Annotated in this window: 11 protein-coding genes and 1 pseudogene; 8 read left to right on the top strand and 4 right to left on the bottom strand. The window is 70.8% G+C overall.

What is annotated here, in order from left to right:
* Positions 1-121: 121 nt before the first annotated feature.
* The 3 genes from LN251_RS21090 (at position 122) to LN251_RS21080 (ending at position 4,706) form a co-directional block, all read left to right on the top strand.
* Positions 122-2,146 (top strand): M4 family metallopeptidase, encoded by a 2,025-nt coding sequence (locus LN251_RS21090; protein WP_458245749.1) that lies wholly within the window; start codon positions 122-124, stop codon positions 2,144-2,146.
* Positions 2,147-2,450: 304 nt separating this feature from the next.
* The gene (locus LN251_RS21085) at positions 2,451-4,118 is read left to right on the top strand and encodes a M4 family metallopeptidase (protein WP_458245748.1); all 1,668 of its coding nucleotides are present in this window, start codon (positions 2,451-2,453) and stop codon (positions 4,116-4,118) included.
* 69 nt (positions 4,119-4,187) lie between these two features.
* The gene (locus LN251_RS21080; RefSeq protein WP_458245747.1) at positions 4,188-4,706 is read left to right on the top strand and encodes a DUF1990 domain-containing protein; all 519 of its coding nucleotides are present in this window, start codon (positions 4,188-4,190) and stop codon (positions 4,704-4,706) included.
* A 64-nt stretch (positions 4,707-4,770) separates the two neighbouring features.
* Here LN251_RS21080 and LN251_RS21075 read toward each other — a convergent pair whose 3' ends face one another.
* Positions 4,771-7,389, bottom strand: coding sequence for a glycosyltransferase family 1 protein (locus LN251_RS21075; RefSeq protein ID WP_458245746.1), 2,619 nt, complete (start codon positions 7,387-7,389; stop codon positions 4,771-4,773).
* Positions 7,390-7,648: 259 nt separating this feature from the next.
* Between LN251_RS21075 and LN251_RS21070 the strand changes: the two genes are divergently transcribed.
* The 5 genes and pseudogenes from LN251_RS21070 to glgB all read left to right on the top strand — a co-directional run bounded on the left by LN251_RS21070 (position 7,649) and on the right by glgB (position 17,189).
* Positions 7,649-8,848, top strand: a complete 1,200-nt coding sequence (locus LN251_RS21070; RefSeq protein ID WP_458245745.1) for a S8 family peptidase — start codon at positions 7,649-7,651, stop codon at positions 8,846-8,848.
* Positions 8,849-9,074: 226 nt separating this feature from the next.
* Positions 9,075-11,112 (top strand): annotated as a pseudogene (locus LN251_RS21065) (alpha-1,4-glucan--maltose-1-phosphate maltosyltransferase).
* Positions 11,109-12,809, top strand: coding sequence for a maltose alpha-D-glucosyltransferase (treS, locus tag LN251_RS21060; RefSeq protein WP_458245744.1), 1,701 nt, complete (start codon positions 11,109-11,111; stop codon positions 12,807-12,809). The pseudogene LN251_RS21065 and the gene treS overlap by 4 nt, the downstream one beginning before the upstream one ends.
* A gap of 95 nt (positions 12,810-12,904) precedes the next feature.
* The gene (locus tag LN251_RS21055; protein WP_458245743.1) at positions 12,905-14,293 is read left to right on the top strand and encodes a maltokinase N-terminal cap-like domain-containing protein; all 1,389 of its coding nucleotides are present in this window, start codon (positions 12,905-12,907) and stop codon (positions 14,291-14,293) included.
* 31 nt (positions 14,294-14,324) lie between these two features.
* On the top strand, positions 14,325-17,189 hold the full coding sequence (gene glgB, locus LN251_RS21050; RefSeq protein WP_458245742.1) for a 1,4-alpha-glucan branching enzyme: 2,865 nt from the start codon (positions 14,325-14,327) through the stop codon (positions 17,187-17,189).
* Positions 17,190-17,251: 62 nt separating this feature from the next.
* Here glgB and LN251_RS21045 read toward each other — a convergent pair whose 3' ends face one another.
* The 3 genes from LN251_RS21045 to LN251_RS21035 form a co-directional block, all read right to left on the bottom strand.
* Positions 17,252-19,468: a HelD family protein gene (locus LN251_RS21045; RefSeq protein ID WP_458246763.1), complete on the bottom strand. Its 2,217-nt coding sequence runs from the start codon at positions 19,466-19,468 to the stop codon at positions 17,252-17,254.
* 167 nt (positions 19,469-19,635) lie between these two features.
* Entirely contained in the window at positions 19,636-19,968 is a 333-nt protein-coding gene (locus LN251_RS21040) for a thioredoxin family protein (protein ID WP_058923086.1), read from the bottom strand.
* Positions 19,965-20,351: a MerR family transcriptional regulator gene (locus LN251_RS21035; protein WP_058923087.1), complete on the bottom strand. Its 387-nt coding sequence runs from the start codon at positions 20,349-20,351 to the stop codon at positions 19,965-19,967. Before LN251_RS21035 ends, LN251_RS21040 begins: the two co-directional genes overlap by 4 nt.
* Positions 20,352-20,359 lie beyond the last annotated feature (8 nt).

Here is a 20,359-nt window from a genome sequence, read left to right as displayed (position 1 = left end):
CCCTTCCCACAGCTTCAACACAGCAACCCCACAGCTCCACCCCAGTTCTGCCCGGGCGGTCGACCCACCGTCCGGATCTCCCCTGGTCGCGCGATCCGCGACCACGCAGAAGGAGTCAGTGTTGAGAAGCAGTTCCTCTCGCAGACGCACCTCCCACACCCTCGCCATAGCCGGCGTCACCGCCCTGCTCGCCGCGGCCGTCCAGTCGGGCGCCGCCTCCGCCGCCCCGGCGCAGGCCTCCGCCGCCAAGGGCAACCCGGCCCACGCGGCCGTCAAGCTCTCCCCCTCGCAGCGCGCCGAGTTGCTGCGCGACGCCGACACGGCCCGCGGCCAGACGGCTCGTGACATCGGCCTCGGGGCGAAGGAGAAGCTCGTCGCCCGCGACGTCGTCAAGGACGCCGACGGCACCCTGCACACCCGCTACGAGCGCACCTACGCGGGCCTGCCGGTCCTCGGCGGCGACCTCGTCGTCGACACCGCCAAGTCGGGCGCCACCGAGCGCGTCATCAAGGCGACGAACGCGGCCATCAAGGTCTCCGACGTCACCCCGGACATCACGAAGGCGGCCGCCAAGAAGCAGGCGGTGAGCCGCGCGAAGGCCCTGGGCGGGACCAAGGCCACCGCGGACAGCGCCCGCAAGGTGATCTGGGCGGCGAGCGGCAAGCCGGTCCTCGCCTACGAGACCGTCATCGGCGGCTTCCAGGACGACGGCACGCCGAACCAGCTGCACGTCATCACCGACGCCGCCACCGGCAAGAAGCTCTTCGAGTACCAGGGCATCGAGAACGCCACCGGCACCGGCAACACGCAGTACAGCGGCACGGTCTCGCTGACCACGACGCAGTCGGGCTCGAACTACAACCTGACCGACGGCGACCGCGGCAACCACAAGACGTACAACCTCAACCACGGCACCTCGGGCACTGGCACGCTGTTCTCGCAGACCAGCAACACCTGGGGCAACGGCACCACGTCGAACGCGGCCACCGCCGGCGCGGACGCCCACTACGGCGCCGCGGTCACCTGGGACTTCTACAAGAACACGTTCGGCCGCTCCGGCATCAAGAACAACGGCGTCGGCGCCTACTCCCGCGTCCACTACGGCAACTCGTACGTGAACGCGTTCTGGGACGACAGCTGCTTCTGCATGACCTACGGCGACGGCTCCGGCAACGCGGACCCGCTGACCTCGCTCGACGTCGCCGGGCACGAGATGAGCCACGGCGTCACGTCGAACACGGCCGGGCTCAACTACAGCGGCGAGTCGGGCGGCCTGAACGAGGCGACCTCCGACATCTTCGGCACCGGCGTGGAGTTCTACGCCGCGAACTCCTCCGACGTCGGCGACTACCTCATCGGCGAGAAGATCGACATCAACGGCGACGGCACCCCGCTGCGCTACATGGACAAGCCCAGCAAGGACGGCGCGTCCAAGGACAGCTGGTACTCGGGCCTCGGCGGTCTGGACGTGCACTACTCGTCCGGCCCCGCCAACCACTTCTTCTACCTGCTGAGCGAGGGCAGCGGCGCCAAGGTGATCAACGGCGTCAGCTACAACTCGCCCACCGCCGACGGCCTGCCGGTCACCGGGATCGGCCGCGCCAAGGCACTGCAGATCTGGTACCGGGCGCTGACCACCAAGTTCACGTCCACCACCAACTACGCCTCGGCGCGCACCGGCACCCTCGCGGCGGCCGGCGAGCTCTACGGCACCACCTCCGCCGAGTACAAGGCGGTGCAGGACGCCTGGGCGGGCGTGGCGGTCGGCTCGCGCTCCGGCGGCGGGGGCGGCACCGGGACGTCGTACGAGAGCACGACCGCGGTGTCGATTCCGGACAACGGCCCCGCCGTCACCTCGTCGATCACGGTCTCCGGGCGGACCGGAAACGCACCGTCCAACTTGCAGGTCACGCCGAACATCACTCACACCTGGCGCGGCGACCTGGTGATCGATCTGATCGGCCCGTCGGGCACCGCCTACCGGCTGAAGAACTTCAGCTCCTCCGACTCTGCGGACAACGTGACGGACACCTACACGGTGAACGCCTCCACCGAATCAGCCAATGGCACCTGGAAGTTGAGGGTCCAGGACCAGGCCGCGCAGGACGTCGGCACGATCAACAGCTGGAAGCTCACCTTCCCGTAGGCCGCGGGCCCCTAAGGCCTCAAGCCCCGAATTCAGGGCGCCGCCCCGGTGGTTCGACTCCCCGGGGCGGCGCCCCTTTTTGCCGTCGCCTTACGTCCCGAAGGTTGGCCCTTTACCGGCGCCAACTCGGTTTACACGCCTGCAATGTTCACCTGGACGACGTTTTTCGGCCAACATCACTTGAGGGGACTGACATGTACGCGCCTGGATGTCACTCTTCCTCACAACCGCCGCACAACCTCAAGCAACCCGCGACCCGGCATCCCCACGCCGGGCGAGGACTCCCCCACCACAAGGAGCTTGTGTGACCCCCCTCTACGCGCGTCACAAGCGCTCGACTCTGGCCATCGCCACCGCCGTCGCGGCCGGAGCCCTGCTCACCACCGGTCTGACCACCGGTACCGCGGCCGCCGCCCCCACCAGGGCGGACGCCGCGACCGCGGCCCGCCCGGCGGCCGCCCCCACCGCGCTCTCGGCCGCCACCCGCGTCTCCCTGATCAAGAAGGCGCAGGCGGACGTCGCCGAGACGGCGCAGAAGATAGGCCTGGGCGCCAAGGAGAAGCTGGTCGTCAAGGACGTCGTCAAGGACGCCGACGGCACCACGCACACCCGCTACGAGCGCACCTACGCGGGCCTGCCGGTCCTCGGCGGCGACCTCGTCGTCCACACCTCCAAGGCCGGCAGGACCGAGGGCGTGACCAGAGCCGTCAAGGCGGCCATCAAGGTCGCCTCCCTCAAGGCGCAGCTCACCCCGGCCAAGGCCGAGAAGCAGGCGGTCAGCGCCGCCAAGACGCTGGGCTCCACCAAGTCCGCGGCCGACGGCGCCCGCAAGGTGATCTGGGCCGGCTCGGGCAAGCCCGTCCTCGCCTACGAGACGGTCGTCGGCGGCCTGCAGGACGACGGCACCCCGAACCAGCTGCACGTCATCACCGACGCCGCCACCGGCAAGAAGCTCTTCGAGTACCAGGGCGTCGAGAACGCCACCGGCACCGGCAAGACGCTGTACTCGGGCAGCGTCAGCCTGACCACGAACCTGTCGGGCTCGACGTACCAGCTGTACGACACCTCGCGCGGCGGCCACAAGACGTACAACCTGGCCCACAAGACCTCGGGCACCGGCACGCTGTTCACCGACGCGGACAACGTGTGGGGCACCGGCGCCGCCTCCAGCTCCACCACCGACCAGACGGCTGCCGCGGACGCCGCCTACGGCGCGCAGGAGACCTGGGACTTCTACAAGTCCACGTTCGGCCGCTCCGGCATCAAGAACAACGGCGTCGGCGCCTACTCCCGCGTCCACTACGGCAACTCGTACGTGAACGCGTTCTGGGACGACAGCTGCTTCTGCATGACCTACGGCGACGGCTCCGGCAACACCCACCCGCTGACGTCCCTGGACGTCGCCGGGCACGAGATGAGCCACGGCGTCACCTCCAACACCGCGGGCCTGAACTACTCGGGCGAGTCCGGCGGCCTGAACGAGGCGACCTCCGACATCTTCGGCACCGGCGTGGAGTTCTACGCCGCGAACTCCTCCGACGTCGGCGACTACCTCATCGGCGAGAAGATCGACATCAACGGCGACGGCACCCCGCTGCGCTACATGGACAAGCCCAGCAAGGACGGCGGCTCGGCGGACTACTGGTCCTCCTCCGTCGGCAACCTGGACGTCCACTACTCCTCGGGTGTGGCGAACCACTTCTTCTACCTGCTCTCCGAGGGCAGCGGCAGCAAGACGATCAACGGCGTCAGCTACAACTCGCCGACGTCCAACGGCTCCACGGTCACCGGCATCGGCCGCGCCAAGGCGCTGCAGATCTGGTACAAGGCGCTGACGACGTACTTCACGTCGACGACGAACTACAAGTCGGCCCGCACCGGCACGCTGAGCGCGGCGGCGGCGCTCTACGGCTCCGGCAGCACGGAGTACAACGCGGTGGCGGCGGCCTGGTCCGCGGTCAACGTCAGCTGACCCGAGGGGGGTTGGCGGGCGGCACCCGGGGAGAGGGTTTCCCCGGGTGCCGCCCTACTCTTGTGTCCCATGCCCCCGAGCGACTTCACGTACGACGACATCGGCGCGACCCGGCGCGGCGGGTTCTGCCCGCCGGGCTTTCACCAGATGCAGGTGCGTACGCGCATCGGCGAGGGCGAGAAGGTCTTCCGCCGGGCCTCCGAGGCGGTGCTGACCTGGGAGATGCACCGCGAGATGGGCGTCGGCATCGAGGCGGGCGCGGACCGCGCCGCCGCCGACGTCGACGTCACGGTCACCCTCGCCGGGATGATCAAGGCGCCCTGCCGGATCGTCTACACGGTCGAGGAACCGCGCCGCGCCGGCTGGGCGTACGGCACGCTGGCCGGGCATCCGGAGTGCGGCGAGGAGGCGTTCGTCGTGGAGCGGACCGGCGACGGCACGGTGTGGCTGACGGTGTCGGCGTTCAGCCGCCCGGCCAAGTGGTACGCGCGAGCGGGCGGGGCGGCCACCCGGGGCCTGCAGAACGCCTACGCGCGGCGCTGCGGGAAGGTGCTGCGCCGGATGTGCGCCGACCTCGCGGAGTGGTGAGGGCCCCCGCGGCCGGAGCCGGGCGGGGCGGCCGCAGGACCGCCCCGCCCGGCAGGCCGGAGCGCTAGCGCATCAGCACGCCCGCCCCCTCGCCGGTCTCCTCGCTCGGCACGGCCAACAGTCCCAACTCCGCGCCGGATGCCAGCAGTCGGTGCGCGGGCAGGATACGGACGGTGTAGCCGTAGGGGCCGGTGCGGTCCAGGGAGAGGGGGCCCTCGTAGACCCAGCGGCCGTCGGAGTCCGGGGCGCCCGCCGGTTTCAGCGGGACCGCGGCGGCGTCCGCGATGCGGTCCTGGGTGTCGACCCGGCCGGAGACGGCCTGCACCTCCACGTCGTCCGGGCCGAGGTCGCCCAGGGCGACCCGGACCCGCAGCGCGAGCGTCGTGCCCAGTTCCGCGGTCGCCGTGGTCGCCGAGGTCTCCACGTGGTCGACCTTCACCTCGTGCCAGGCGGCCCGCACCCGCCCCTTCCAGGCGGCGAGTTCGCGCGCGGAGTCGGGGTCCATCGCGCGGTGCGCCTGCGCGGCCGGGGCGTAGAGGCGCTCCACGTACTCGCGCACCATGCGGCCGGCCAGCACCTTCGGACCGAGCAGGGTCAGGGTCTGGCGGACCATCTCGATCCAGCGGTCGGGCAGGCCGTGCTGCCCGCGTTCGTAGAAGCGGGGGGCCACCCGCTGCTCCAGCAGGTCGTACAGCGCCTCCGCCTCTATGTCGTCGCGCCGGTCCGGGTCCGTTCCCACCCCGTCCGCCGTCGGGATCGCCCAGCCGAAGTCGGGCTGGAACCACTCGTCCCACCAGCCGTCCAGGACGGAGAGGTTGAGGCAGCCGTTGAGGGCCGCCTTCATGCCGGACGTGCCGCAGGCCTCCAGCGGGCGCAGCGGGTTGTTCAGCCAGATGTCGCAGCCCGGGTAGAGCTTCTGCGCCATCGCCATGCCGTAGTCGGGGAGGAAGACGATGCGGTGCCGGACCCGGGGGTCGTCGGCGAACCGGACCAGTTCCTGGACCAGGCGCTTGCCGCCGTCGTCCGCCGGGTGCGCCTTGCCCGCCACCACGATCTGCACGGGCCGCTCCGGGTGGAGCAGCAGGTCCATCAGGCGGTCGCGGTCGCGGAGCATCAGGGTCAGGCGCTTGTACGAGGGGACCCGGCGGGCGAAGCCGATGGTGAGGACGTCGGGGTCCAGGACCCCGTCGATCCAGCCCAGCTCGGCCGTACCGGCGCCGCGCTGCCGCCACGACGCGCGCAGCCGCGCGCGCACCTCGTCGACCAGCTGCTCGCGCAGGTTGCGGCGCAGCTCCCAGATGTCCTGGTCGGGGATGTCGGCGACGGCGTCCCAGCGCTCGGAGGCGCCGACGGTCAGCGCGTCCTCGGTGCGCTGGGCGCCGATCTGCCGGGCGCCGAGCCGGAACACCTCGGGGGCGACCCAGGTGGGGGCGTGGACGCCGTTGGTGACGGAGGTGATCGGCACCTCGTCGGGGTCGAATCCCGGCCACAGTCCGGAGAACATCTCCCGGCTGACGTGGCCGTGCAGCAGCGAGACGCCGTTGGCGCGCTGGCCCAGGCGCAGGCCCATCACGGCCATGTTGAACAGGTTGGGCTCGCCGCCGGGGTAGGTCTCCATGCCGAGCCGCAGGACGCGCTCGACGTCGATGCTCGGCAGCTCGGCGTCGGGGCCGAAGTGGTGGGCGACGAGCTCGCGGTCGAAGCGGTCGATGCCGGCCGGGACAGGGGTGTGGGTGGTGAAGACGGTCCCGGCGCGCACCGCCTCCAGCGCGGAGTCGAAGTCCAGCCCCCGGGCGCACAGTTCGGCGATGCGCTCCAGGCCGAGGAAGCCCGCGTGCCCCTCGTTGGTGTGGAACACCTCCGGCTCCGGGTGCCCGGTCAGCCGGCAGTACGCCCGCACCGCCCGCACTCCTCCTATGCCCAGCAGCATCTCCTGCAGCAGCCGGTGCTCGCTGCCGCCGCCGTAGAGCCGGTCGGTCACCCCGCGCTCGCCGAGGTCGTTCTCCTCGACGTCCGAGTCGAGCATGAGCAGCGGGACGCGGCCGACCTGGGCGAGCCAGATCCGGGCGTGCAGCCGCCGGCCGCCGGGCAGGGCCAGGGAGACCTGGGCGGGGCTGCCGTCGGGCTCGTTCAGCAGGGCCACCGGCAGCTCGTTGGGGTCGAGGACGGGGTAGTGCTCCTGCTGCCAGCCGTCACGGGACAGGGACTGCCGGAAGTAGCCGTGTCGGTAGAGCAGGCCCACGCCGATCAGCGGGACACCGAGGTCGCTGGCGGCCTTGAGGTGGTCGCCGGCCAGGATGCCGAGCCCACCCGAGTACTGGGGCAGGGCGGCCGTGATGCCGAACTCGGGCGAGAAGTAGGCGACGGCGGCCGGGAGATCGCCGGACTGCGCCTGGTACCAGCGCTCGCCCGACACGTAGTCGTTGAGGTCGTCCACGACCGCCGTCAGCCGGCGCAGGAACCGGCGGTCCTCGGCCAGTTCCGCGAGCCGCGCCGGCGACACGCTGCCGAGCAGCCGTACGGGATCGCCCTCGGAGGCGGCCCAGCGTTCGGGGTCGACGGACTGGAAGAGGTCGCGGGTCTCCGCATGCCAGGACCAGCGCAGATTGCGCGCGAGATCGCTGAGCGGCCGCAGGGGGTCGGGGAGAACGGGCCGGACGGTGAAACGACGGATAGCCTTCACTTTCCCACCTCGACGCGTGTGCTGTGCGGACGCACAACACTGTGCGCCTCGTCGTCAATGACGACGTTATCGGTGCCGGGGCCCTGAGAACCACGGCGCGTCCAAGAGGGCGGCACTCTCGTACACAGTCCGAAAACCACCGCAACCTTCGCTCGTCCCCCATGGCCGACATGGCCGATTCACCCCCTGGGCCCTCTTGTGGGGCCTCACACCGCACGAGAGGCTGCCGAGGGGGAGACACAGGGAGGGGAGTACGACCATGGCACGGACGCGAAGCAGACGTCTGCGCCGGGCAGCGGGCCTGACCGCGGTGGCCTGTGCCGCCGCGCTCTCGGCCGCCACCCTGCCCGCGCAGGCGGCACCCGAGGGACGGATACTCGGCGCCGGCCGGCCCGGCTCCGTCAGCGGCAGTTACCTGGTGACGCTCGGGGGAGGGACGAGGGCCACGACGCCGGCCGGCAAGGGCATCGCCGAGACGTACGGGGCCCGTATCAGCCAGACCTACGGCTCCGTCCTCAACGGTTACGCGATCAGGGCCGACGCGCGACAGGCCGCCCGCCTCGCGGCCGACCCGCGCGTCGCCTCGGTGGCCCAGGACACCCGCGTCGCCCTCGACCGCACCCAGCGCAACCCGCCGTCCTGGGGCCTGGACCGGATCGACCAGCCGGTCAGGCCGCTGGACAGGCACTACACCTGGCCCTCCGCCGGCGGCGCGGGGGTGACCGCCTACGTGATCGACACCGGTGTCCGGATCACCCACAAGGACTTCGGCGGGCGCGCGAGCTACGGCTGGGACTTCGTCGGCGACGACGGGACCGCCTCGGACGGCAACGGCCACGGTACGCATGTCGCCGGGATCATCGCCGGCACGACGTACGGCGTGGCCAAGAAGGCGAAGGTGGTCGCCGTACGCGTGCTCGACAACTCGGGCTCCGGTACGACGTCGCAGGTCATCGCCGGTATCGACTGGGTGACCCGGCACGCCAGGAAGCCGGCGGTGGCCAACCTGAGCCTGGGCGGCCGGCACAGCGCCCAGCTGGACGCGGCCGTCCGCAACTCCATCGCCTCCGGTGTCACCTACGCCGTCGCGGCCGGGAACGACGGCCTGCCGGCCGCCCTGTACTCCCCCGCGGACGTCAGGCAGGCCATCACGGTCGGCGCGACCGACCGGACGGACGCCCGGGCGGCCTTCTCCGGCTACGGCTCCGCCGTGGATCTCTTCGCTCCCGGGGTGTCGATCACCTCGGACTGGGGTACCAGCGACACCGCGAAGGCGACCATCTCGGGCACGTCGACGGCGACACCGCACGCGACGGGCGCCGCCGCGCTGTACCTGGCCGGCCGTCCGAGGGCCACGCCGGCACAGGTCGCCCGCGCCCTGTTCCGACTGGCGGTCTCCGGGGTAGGCGGACGGGGACCCGGTTCGCCGGACGAACTGCTGCAGGTGCCGTCTTCTTAGGAACTACGTAGGAAATTCGTGGGAACTTGGCCCAGAGACGGCCCCGTTCGTTCACGAACGGGGCCAGTCTTGTGTGAAGACAAACGCGTGAGTAGTTAACAAAGTGCCGGAATGCTCACCCGAACAGGGTGGGAAGGCTCCTCCGGTACCTTTCACGACAGAAGCCACGCAGGACCCCCTCCCCACAGCCAACCGGCCACCCACGTTGACGCGGACAGGAGCGGTCATGCCCGCCACGCACCACTCGTCGGCACCCCCGACGCCCAGCGCCGAGCCGGCCACCGCCGGCGTCGGACGCATCCCCGTCCTCGACGTCCGCCCGGTCGTCCAGCACGGCCGCCTCCCCGCGAAGGCGGTCGCCGGAGAGTCGTTCGAGATCTCGGCCACCGTTTTCCGCGAGGGCCACGACGCCGTCGCCGCCAATGTCGTCCTCACCGACCCCGAGGGCCGACCGGGCCCGTGGACGCCGATGCGCGAGCTGGCGCCCGGCACCGACCGCTGGGGCGCCACCGTCACCGCCGGAGAACCCGGTCACTGGACGTACACGGTGGAGGCGTGGGGCGACCCGATCACCACCTGGCGCCACCACGCGCAGATCAAGATCCCGGCCGGCCTGGACACGGAGCTGGTCCTGGAGGAAGGGGCACGGCTGTACGAACGGGCGGCCGACGACGCGCCCGAAGAGAAACGCGAAACCGTGCTGGCCGCGGCCGCCGCCCTGCGTGACGAGTCCCGCCCGGCCGCCTCCCGTCTGGCGGCGGCGTTGACGCCGGAGGTGGACGCGGTGCTGGCGGCGCATCCGTTGCGGGAGCTGGTGACGGCTTCGGAGACGCTGCCGTTGCTGGTGGAGCGGGAGCGGGCGCTGTACGGCGCCTGGTACGAGTTCTTTCCGCGTTCGGAGGGCACCGCGGAGGAGCCGCACGGCAGTTTCCGCACTGCGGCGCGGCGGTTGCCGGCGATCGCGGCGATGGGTTTCGACGTGGTGTATCTGCCGCCGATCCATCCGATCGGCACCACGTTCCGCAAGGGCCGCAACAACACCCTGACGCCGGGGCCGGCGGATGTGGGGGTGCCGTGGGCGATCGGTTCGCCGGAGGGCGGGCACGACAGTGTGCATCCGCGGCTGGGCACGATGGAGGACTTCACCTGGTTCGTGGAGCAGGCCCCGGGCCCAGGGGCTGGAGATCGCCCTGGACTTCGCCCTGCAGTGCTCTCCGGATCATCCGTGGGTGCACAAGCACCCGGAGTGGTTCCATCACCGCAGCGACGGCACCATCGCCTACGCCGAGAACCCGCCGAAGAAGTACCAGGACATCTACCCCATCGCCTTCGACGCCGACATGGACGGTCTGGTCGCCGAGACGCTGCGGGTGCTGCGGGTGTGGATGGCGGCCGGGGTGCGGATCTTCCGGGTCGACAACCCGCACACCAAGCCGGTGGTGTTCTGGCAGCGGGTGATCGCCGAGATCAACGCCGCCGACCCGGACGTGATCTTCCTGGCCGAGGCGTTCACCCGGCCGGCGATGATGCGCACCCTGGCCCAGGTCGGCTTCCAGCAGTCGTACACGTATTTCACCTGGCGCACCTCCAAGCAGGAGCTGACCGACTACCTCACCGAGCTGTCCAAGGAGACGGCCGCCTATATGCGGCCGAACTTCTTCGTGAACACCCCCGACATCCTGCACGAGTACCTGCAGCGCGGCGGCCGGCCCGCCTTCGAGGTCCGCGCCGTCCTGGCCGCGACCCTCTCGCCGACCTGGGGGGTGTACTCCGGCTACGAACTGTGCGAGAACGTCCCGCTGCGCGAGGGCAGCGAGGAGTACCTCGACTCGGAGAAGTACCAGCTCAAACCCCGCGACTGGGAAGCCGCCGAACGCCAGGGCCGCACCATCACCCCCCTGATCACAAAACTCAACACCGTCCGGCGGGCCAACCCCGCCCTCCACCAGTTGCGCGACCTCCACTTCCACCACGCGGACCAGGACGCGGTCATCGCGTACTCGAAGCGGAGCGGGTCGAACACCGTTCTGGTGGTCGCCAACCTCGACCCCCACCACACCCAGGAGGCCACGGTCTCGTTGGACATGCCGCAACTCGGCCTGGACTGGCACGAGTCGGTGCCGGTGCGCGACGAGCTCACCGGCGAGACCTATCACTGGGGCAGGGCGAATTACGTACGCCTCGAACCGGGCACTCGTCCCGCGCACGTGTTCACCGTCCTGCGACCGTCCACCCCGCAGATCGGAGGGTCACCCACCATATGATCGTCAACGAGCCCGTTCAGGACACCTTCGAGGACACCCCCGCCAAGGACAGAGACCCGGAGTGGTTCAAGCGCGCGGTCTTCTACGAGGTCCTCGTCCGCTCCTTCCAGGACAGCGACGGCGACGGCGTCGGCGACCTCAAGGGCCTCACGGCCAAACTCGACTACCTTCAGTGGCTGGGCGTCGACTGTCTGTGGCTGCCGCCCTTCTTCCAGTCCCCACTGCGTGACGGCGGATACGACGTCTCGGACTACACGGCCGTCCTGCCGGAGTTCGGCGACCTCGCCGACTTCGTCGAGTTCGTCGACGCCGCCCACCAGCGCGGCATGCGGGTCATCATCGACTTCGTCATGAACCACACCAGCGACCAGCACCCGTGGTTCCAGGAGTCGCGCCGGGATCCCGACGGCCCCTACGGCGACTACTACATGTGGGCCGACGACGACAAGCAGTACGGGGACGCCCGGATCATCTTCGTCGACACCGAGGCGTCCAACTGGACCTTCGACCCGGTGCGCAAGCAGTACTTCTTCCACCGGTTCTTCTCCCACCAGCCGGACCTCAACTACGAGAACCCGGCCGTGCAGGAGGAGATGATCTCGGCGCTGCGGTTCTGGCTGGACCTGGGCATCGACGGCTTCCGCCTCGACGCCGTGCCCTACCTCTACGCCGAGGAGGGCACGAACTGCGAGAACCTTCCGGCGACCCATGACTTCCTCAAACGGGTCCGCAAGGAGATCGACGCCCAGTATCCGGACACGGTGATCCTCGCGGAGGCCAACCAGTGGCCCGAGGACGTCGTCGACTACTTCGGCGACTACGAGTCCGGCGGCGACGAGTGCCACATGGCGTTCCACTTCCCCGTCATGCCGCGCATCTTCATGGCCGTGCGGCGGGAGTCGCGCTACCCGGTCTCGGAGATCCTCGCCAAGACGCCCGCGATCCCCTCCGGCTGCCAGTGGGGCATCTTCCTGCGCAACCACGACGAGCTGACCCTGGAGATGGTCACCGACGAGGAACGCGACTACATGTGGGCCGAGTACGCCAAGGACCCGCGGATGCGCGCCAACATCGGCATCCGCCGCCGCCTCGCCCCGCTGCTGGACAACGACCGCAACCAGATCGAGCTGTTCACCGCCCTGCTGCTGTCCCTGCCCGGCTCGCCGATCCTGTACTACGGTGACGAGATCGGCATGGGCGACAACATCTGGCTCGGCGACCGCGACGCCGTCCGCACCCCGATGCAGTGGACACCGGACCGTAACGCGGGTTTTTCCTCCAGTGACCCCGGGCGGCTGTTCCTGCCGACCATCATGGACCCGGTCTACGGCTACCAGGTCACCAACGTCGAGGCGTCGATGTCGTCGCCCTCCTCGCTGCTGCACTGGACCCGCCGCATGATCGAGATCCGCAAGCAGAACCTGGCCTTCGGCCTCGGGTCCTACACGGAGCTGCAGTCGTCCAACCCGGCCGTGCTGGCGTTCCTGCGGGAGTACGAGGACGATCTGGTGCTGTGCGTGCACAACTTCTCACGGTTCGCGCAGCCCACCGAGCTCGATCTGCGGATCTTCAACGGCCGGCATCCGGTGGAGCTGTTCGGCGGGGTGCGTTTTCCCGCCATCGGTGATCTGCCGTACTTGCTGACCCTGGCAGGCCACGGCTTCTACTGGTTCCGGCTGCGCAAGGAGCCGTCGTAGGGCCACGCAGAACCCCGGGTGGAGCGTTTCCTCTGCCCCACCCGGGGCACGCATACGTAACACCCCGCCCACCCCGGGGAAAGGAATGTGACGTTATGGCGGAAACGGTCACACTTTCCGGCAAGACCAGCCCTGGCCTGCTGGAATCCCTGGACCCATTGCTCAGGGAGTGGCTGCCACGGCAGCGCTGGTTCGCGGGCAAGGGACGCCCGGTCACCGGATTCACGCTGGTCGAGGCCACCGAGCTGTTGCCGACCGGCGGCAAGCTGGGCCTGTACCACCTGCTGGTACGCGCCCATCAGCCGCTCACCCTGGGCGCCGAGACGCACCCCGGTGACTGCTACCAGCTCCTGATAGGCGTGCGCGAGGCGCTGCCACCCCGGCTGGCGCCCGCGCTGATCGGACATGTGGAGGACGGCCCGCTCGCCGGCCGGACGGTCTACGAGGCCCTGTACGACGGCCGGGCCGCCGAGGTGCTCCTGGAGGCCCTGCGCTCCGGGGCCCGGATCGGCGGGCTGCGCTTCGAGCGGGAGAGCGGCCGCGAGATCCGCTCCGGGCTCGTCCCGCGCGTGGTGACCGCCGAACAGTCGAACTCCTCCGTCATCTATGGAGATACGTTCATTCTGAAGTTGTTGCGCCGGGTGCTGCCCGGCGTGAACCCCGATCTGGAGCTCCCGCTGGCGCTGGCCCGGGAGGGCTGCCCGCGGGTACCGGCGCCGACGGCGTGGGTGCGGGCGGACCTGGGCGGCGAGCCGTACGTGCTCGGCGTGCTGCAGCCCTTCCTGCAGGGCGCCTCGGACGGCTGGGAGCTGGCCCTGCGGCAGCTCGCCAAGGGCGAGGACTTCGGCAGCGAGGCCCGCGAGCTGGGCCGCGCCACCGCCGAGGTGCACACGGCACTGGCCCGCGCGCTGCCGACGGTCACCCTCGGGCACCAGCAGATGCGCCTGCTGGCCGACGGCATGATCGAACGCCTCGACGCGGCCGCGCAGGCGGTGCCCGCGCTGCGGCCGTACGCGCCCGCCCTGAACACGGCGTTCACCGCGCTGGCCGACCTGGCCGCCGAGGGCCGCACCTGGACCGCGCAGCGCATCCACGGGGACCTGCACCTCGGGCAGTGCCTGCGCTCGCCGGGCGGTCAGTGGTGGCTGATCGACTTCGAGGGCGAGCCGTCGAAACCGCTGGCCGAGCGGCGGATGCCGCAGCCGACGGAGCGGGACGTGGCGGGCATGCTGCGGTCCTTCGACTACGCCGCCCATTCCGCCGAACGGCCCGACGAGGACTGGGCCGAGACCTGCCGTGCCGCCTTCTGCACCGGATACGCGGAGGTCAGCGGCCAGGATCCACGCACCGACCCGGTGCTGCTGCGAGCTTACGAGACGGACAAGGCGATATACGAGGTGCTCTACGAGGCCCGCCACCGCCCCGAGTGGCTGTCCGTCCCGATGGCGGCGATCGAGCATTACGCCACGTCCGACCTGTACTGAACGACCGACCCTCGCCGAGGAGGCGCCGCCCGTGACCCCCCGCCCCACGTCCAGCGGTTCGGATCCGAAGACTCCGAAGAAGACGGCCGAGGAGATGGCCGAGAAGGCCGCGAAAACTGTGAAGAAGGTGGCGGAGAAGGCCGTCGCGCCGAAGAAGGCGCCGGCCGCCAGGAAGACGGCCGAGAAGGCCACGCCCGAGAAGGCGGCAGCCGGGAAGGCGGTCACCGAGAAGGCCGTGGCCGAGAAGGCGGTCGCCAAGAAGGCCGCCACGAAGAAGGCGACGCCCGTTGAGGCGGCGGCGCGTCAGACCGCGGCGGGCGAGGGCACGGCGGCGAAGAAGGCCGCCGCGAAGAAGAGCCCGGCGAAGAAGGCCGTCGCGGCCAAGACCCCGGCCGAGAAGGCCCTCGCGAAGAAGGCGGTGGCGAAGAAGGCCGCCGCGAAGAAGGCGGTGGCCGAGGAGACGGTCGCCGAGCAGGCCGTCGCCGCGAAGGCCGTCACGACGAAGGCGGCCGCCAAGAAGGCGACCACCGCGGGGAAGACCACGGCGGCACCGGCCGCCGTGAAGAAGGCGGCCACGAAGAAGGCCGCCCCGGCGAAGACGGCCGCCAAGAAGGCCCCGGCCAGGAAGGCCGCGACGAAGAAGGTCGCGTCTGGGGCGACCACCGTCGGTACCACGGCCGGTTCGTCCACCCCCGCTCCCGTGCCGGAGGCCTCCGCCGCCCTGGACGCCGGGGACCGCGAGCGGCTGCTTGCCGGGACGCATCACGACCCGCACACCGTCCTCGGCGCCCACCTGGTCCCCGGCGGCGTCGCCCTGCGCGTCTTCCGGCCGTACGCCCTGGCCGTGACCGTCGTCGCCGGGGAGGAGCGGACGGAGCTGCGCGACGACGGGGACGGGTTCTTCTCCGGGCTGCTGCCGCTGGCCGAGGTGCCGCCCTACCGGCTCCTGGTGACGTACGAGGGGACCGTCCAGGACACCGAGGACGCCTACGCGTTCCTGCCGACGCTGGGCGAGCTGGACCTGCACCTGATCGGGGAGGGCCGGCACGAGCAGCTGTGGACCGTGCTGGGCGCTCACCCGATGACCCACCAGGGCGTGGCCGGCACCCGCTTCTCGGTGTGGGCGCCGAACGCGCGCGGGGTGCACGTGGCCGGCACCTTCAACTTCTGGGACGGCACCGGCCATCCGATGCGCTCGCTGGGTTCCTCCGGTGTCTGGGAGCTGTTCCTGCCCGGGGTCGGCGAGGGCGAGCTGTACAAGTTCCAGATCACCCGTCCCGACGGCTCGAAGACGCTGCGCGCCGACCCGCTGGCCCGCCGCACCGAGACCCCGCCGAACACGTCGTCGGTGGTGACCGCCTCCCACCACGAGTGGCGGGACGAGGAGTGGATCTCGCGGCGCGCGGAACTGACCGCCCACCAGGCGCCCTTCTCGGTCTACGAGGTCCATCTGCCGTCCTGGCGACCCGGCCTGACCTACCGTCAGCTGGCCGAGCAGCTGCCCGAGTACGTCAAGGACCTCGGCTTCACACACGTGGAGCTGATGCCGATCGCCGAGCACCCCTTCGGCGGCTCCTGGGGCTACCAGGTCACCGGCTTCTACGCGCCCACGGCCCGGCTCGGCACCCCGGACGACTTCCGGTACCTGGTCGACGCCCTGCACCGGGCCGGCATCGGCGTGCTGATGGACTGGGTCCCGGCGCACTTCCCGCGCGACGACTGGGCGCTGGCCGAGTTCGACGGGCGGCCGCTGTACGAGCACGAGGACCCGTTGCGGTCCGCGCACCCCGACTGGGGCACCCTGGAGTTCGACTACGGCCGCCGCGAGGTGCGCAACTTCCTGGTGGCGAACGCCGTCTACTGGTGCGAGGAGTTCCACATCGACGGCCTGCGGGTCGACGCGGTGGCCTCCATGCTGTACCTGGACTACTCGCGCGAGCCGGGGCAGTGGGTGCCGAACGAGCACGGCGGCCGAGAGAACCTGGACGCGGTGGCGTTCCTGCAGGAGATGAACGCGACCGTGTACCGGCGGGTGCCGGGCGTGGTGACCATCGCCGAGGAGTCCACCGCCTGGGACGGCGTCACGCGGGCCACGCACCACCGCGGCCCGGGCGGCTTCGGGGGCCTCGGCTTCGGCCTGAAGTGGAACATGGGCTGGATGCACGACTCGCTCGACTACATGAGCCACGAGCCGGTCTACCGCAAGTACCACCACAACGAGATGACGTTCTCGATGGTGTACGCCTACAGCGAGAACTACGTGCTGCCGATCTCGCACGACGAGGTCGTCCACGGCAAGGGGTCGCTGGTGTCGAAGATGCCCGGCGACTGGTGGCAGCAGCGCGCCAACCTGCGTGCCTACCTGGCCTTCATGTGGGCCCACCCGGGCAAGCAACTCCTCTTCATGGGGCAGGAGTTCGCGCAGGGAGCGGAGTGGTCCGAGACGCGCGGGCCCGACTGGTGGCTGCTCGACGCCGGCTACGGCGCCGCGGCCGACCACCGCGGGGTGCAGGACCTGGTCCGTGACCTGAACATCGTCTACCGGCACACGCCGGCGCTGTGGCGGCAGGACACCGACCCGGCGGGGTTCGAGTGGATCGTGGGCGACGCGGCCGAGGACAACGTCTTCGCGTTCCTGCGGTTCGACGCCGACGGCAGCCCCCTGCTGGCCGTCTCCAACCTCTCCCCCGTCGTGCGGCAGGACTACCGGCTGGGCGCCCCCGACGACGTCCCGGCCTGGCACGAGACCCTCAACACGGACATCGGCAAGTACGGCGGCGGCGACGTCACCAACCCGGACGTCATCAAGCCGGAGCCGCAGGGCTGGCACGGCCGCCCGGCGAGCATCCGGCTGACCCTCCCGCCGCTCGCCACGATCTGGCTGCGGCCGGCCTGATCGAAGGACATCGGCGCCCCGCGCCCGGGTGGGCGTACGCGCACCCGGGCGCGGGGCGTCGCTCACGCCGTGCGCAGCGCCCCGGGCAGGCGTCCGGTGTGCAGGACGCCCAGGCGCTGGGTGGCCCGGGTCAGCGCCACGTACAGGTCGCTCGTGCCGTACAGGCCCGGCTCCACCACCAGTACGGAGTCGAACTCCAGCCCCTTGGCCTGCCGCGGGTCGAGAAGGACGACGCTCCGCGTCAGGTCGGGCTCGGCGCCGGCGGTCACCCCGTCGAGCCGGGCGGCGAGCCTGCGGTGCAGGTGGCGCGGGGCGATGACGGCGAGCCGGCCCTCCTCGGGGGTCAGCTCCTTCACCGCCTCCGCGACCGCGGTGGGCAGGTCGTCGGTGGCGCGGACCCAGGGCCGTACACCGGTGGAGCGGATCGAGCTGGGCGGCTCGAAGCCGGGGTTCTCGGCGCGCACCACGGCCGCCGCGAGCTCCATGATCTCGGCGGGGGTGCGGTAGTTGACGCCCAGGCGGGTGTGTTCCCAGCGGTCCTCCACGTACGGCTGGAGGATCTGCCGCCAGGAGCCGACGCCCGCCGCCTCCGCGGTCTGCGCGGGGTCGCCGACCAGGGTCATCGAGCGGGTGGGGTTGCGGCGCATCAGCAGCCGCCAGGCCATCGGGGACAGCTCCTGCGCCTCGTCGACGATGATGTGCCCGAACGCCCAGGTCCGGTCGGCGGCCGCGCGTTCGGCGGCGCTGCGGTGGTCGTCCTCCTCCTGGCGCTCGGCGAACCGCTCGGCGTCGATGATGTCGTGCGCGGACAGGACCTCGGAGTCCTCCGCGTCCTTGTCCTCGAACTCGTAGGTGCGGGAGGCGTAGGAGACGTCCAGCACGCCCTGGGCGTAGGCGACCTGGGTCTCGCGTTCGCGTTCCGCGCGCGCCCGCGCGAGCCGTTCGTCCACGCCGAGCAGTTCGGCGGCCTCGTCCAGCAGCGGCACGTCCGCGACGGTCCACTCGCGGGTCACCGGACGGCGGACGGCGGCGGCGTCCTCGTCGGGGAGGTAGCCGACCGGGTCGGCGAGGAAGTCGGCGACCAGGCGCTGCGGGGTCAGCCGCGGCCAGAGCTGGTCGACGGCGGCCCAGACCTCGGGGTTCTCGGCGAGTTCGTCGCGGATCTGGGTGATGTCGGCCTCGTCCAGGAGGCTGCCGCCGTCATAGGGGTCGGTGCCGACGCGTTCGGCGTACAGCTCGGTGAGGGTGTTGAGGATGTGGCCCTCGAAGTGCTCGCGGGCCACGTTGTGCGGCAGCCGCGCGGCCCGGGTCTTCTCCCGGGCGACCTTCACCAGGCCGTCGTCGAGCATCAGCACCTCCCGGTCGTGCTCGATGGCGATCACCGGGTCGGGCAGCGACTGCCAGTCGCGTACGACCTCGGCGAGGACGTCCGCCATGTCGGCGCGGCCCTTCACCGCGGCCGCCTCGCGGGAGTCGGCGGCCGTCGCCTTCACCCCGGGGAACAGCTCCCCGACCGTGGCGAGCAGCACGCCCGTCTCGCCGAGGGAGGGCAGCACCTCGCCGATGTAGCCGAGGAAGGCGGGGTTGGGGCCGACGATGAGGACGGCCCGCTTGGCGAGGAGTTCCCGGTGCTCGTAGAGGAGGTAGGCGGCCCGGTGCAGGGCGACGGCCGTCTTGCCGGTGCCGGGGCCGCCCTCGACCACCAGCACTCCGCGGTGCGGCGCCCGGATGATCTCGTCCTGCTCGGCCTGGATGGTCTGCACGATGTCGTGCATGCGGCCGGTGCGGGCGGCGTCGAGGGCGGCCAGCAGTACGGCGTCGCCGGTCGGGTCCTCGTGGCCGGTGCGCTCCCGGTCGCCGAGGTCGAGGATCTCGTCGTGCAGGGCGGTGACCGTGCGGCCGTCGGTGGTGATGTGCCGGCGTCGGCGCAGGCCCATCGGGGTGTGGCCGGTGGCCAGGTAGAAGGGGCGGGCGACCTCGGCCCGCCAGTCGATGAGGATCGGGGTGCGCTCGGCGTCGTCGGTGCGCAGGCCGATCCGGCCGATGTGGTGTTTCGTGCCCGAGGTGAGGTCGATCCGGCCGAAGCAGAGCGAGCCGTCGACGGCGTTCAGCGCGGCGAGCAGCCCCGACCGCTCGGCGACCAGGATGTCCCGCTCGAGCCGGGCCTGCATGGGCGTGTTGCCCTGCGCGAGCGCGTCGGTGACACCGGCCTCGGTGCCTGCGCGCAGGGCGTCCACGCGGGCGTACAGGGTGTCGATGAATTCCTGCTCACCGCGAATTTCATCGCTGTTTGACAATTCCACTCCCGCGCCGATATACTGTGCCTACTGAACTCCTTCGCGACCGAAATCCCAGGAAGTCGCGAACCATTGAATATACGCAAAGAAATCCCCCGGGCGCAATTGCCCGGGGGATTTCTTCTTATGTCCTTCGCGTGTCCCTCGCGTCAGAGGGCTTCCTCGATCTCCGCCAGGAGCCGCCGCTTGGGCCGCGCTCCCACCATCGACCGCACCGGCTCACCGTCCCGGAACACCATGAAGGTCGGCATGGACAGCACCTTGTAGGCGTTCGTCGTCTCCGGGTTGGTGTCGACGTCCAGCTGGACCACCTTCAGCCGCTCGCCCTCCTCCGCGGCGAGGGCGCTGAGCACCGGCCCCATCTGCCGGCACGGCGGGCACCAGTCGGCGGTGAACTCCACCAGTACCGGCAATGACGAACCGATGACCTCCGTCGTGAAATCCGCGTCGGTCACCTCGGAAACACCCGCAGCCCTGATCACAATCCCTGCCCTCCCAGTTCGCACAACGGTGGCTCTTCGTCGAACGAGGCCAGCCGCACCCCGATCTGCGCCCGGACCGCCTGCAGCTCGCCGATCAGCTCGTCGAGTTCGGCCAGCTTGCGCCGGTAGACCGCGAGCGAGGCCGGGCAGGAGTCGCCCTCGGGGTGCCCCGCGCGCAGGCACTCCACGAAGGGCCGGGTCTCCTCCAGGTCGAAGCCGAAGTCCTGGAGCGTCCTGATCTGCCGCAGCAGCCTCAGGTCGTTCTCGTCGTACGTCCGGTGTCCCAGCTCGTCACGCCGCGCGGACAGCAGCCCGCGCGACTCGTAGTACCTGAGCGCTCGCGTCGTGGTCCCGGCCCGTGCGGCCAGCTCGCCGATTCGCATGAGGACGA

It is taken from the genome of Streptomyces sp. MAI_2237 (genome assembly GCF_054189285.1).
This window is presented reverse-complemented; position numbering and strand designations above follow the sequence as displayed.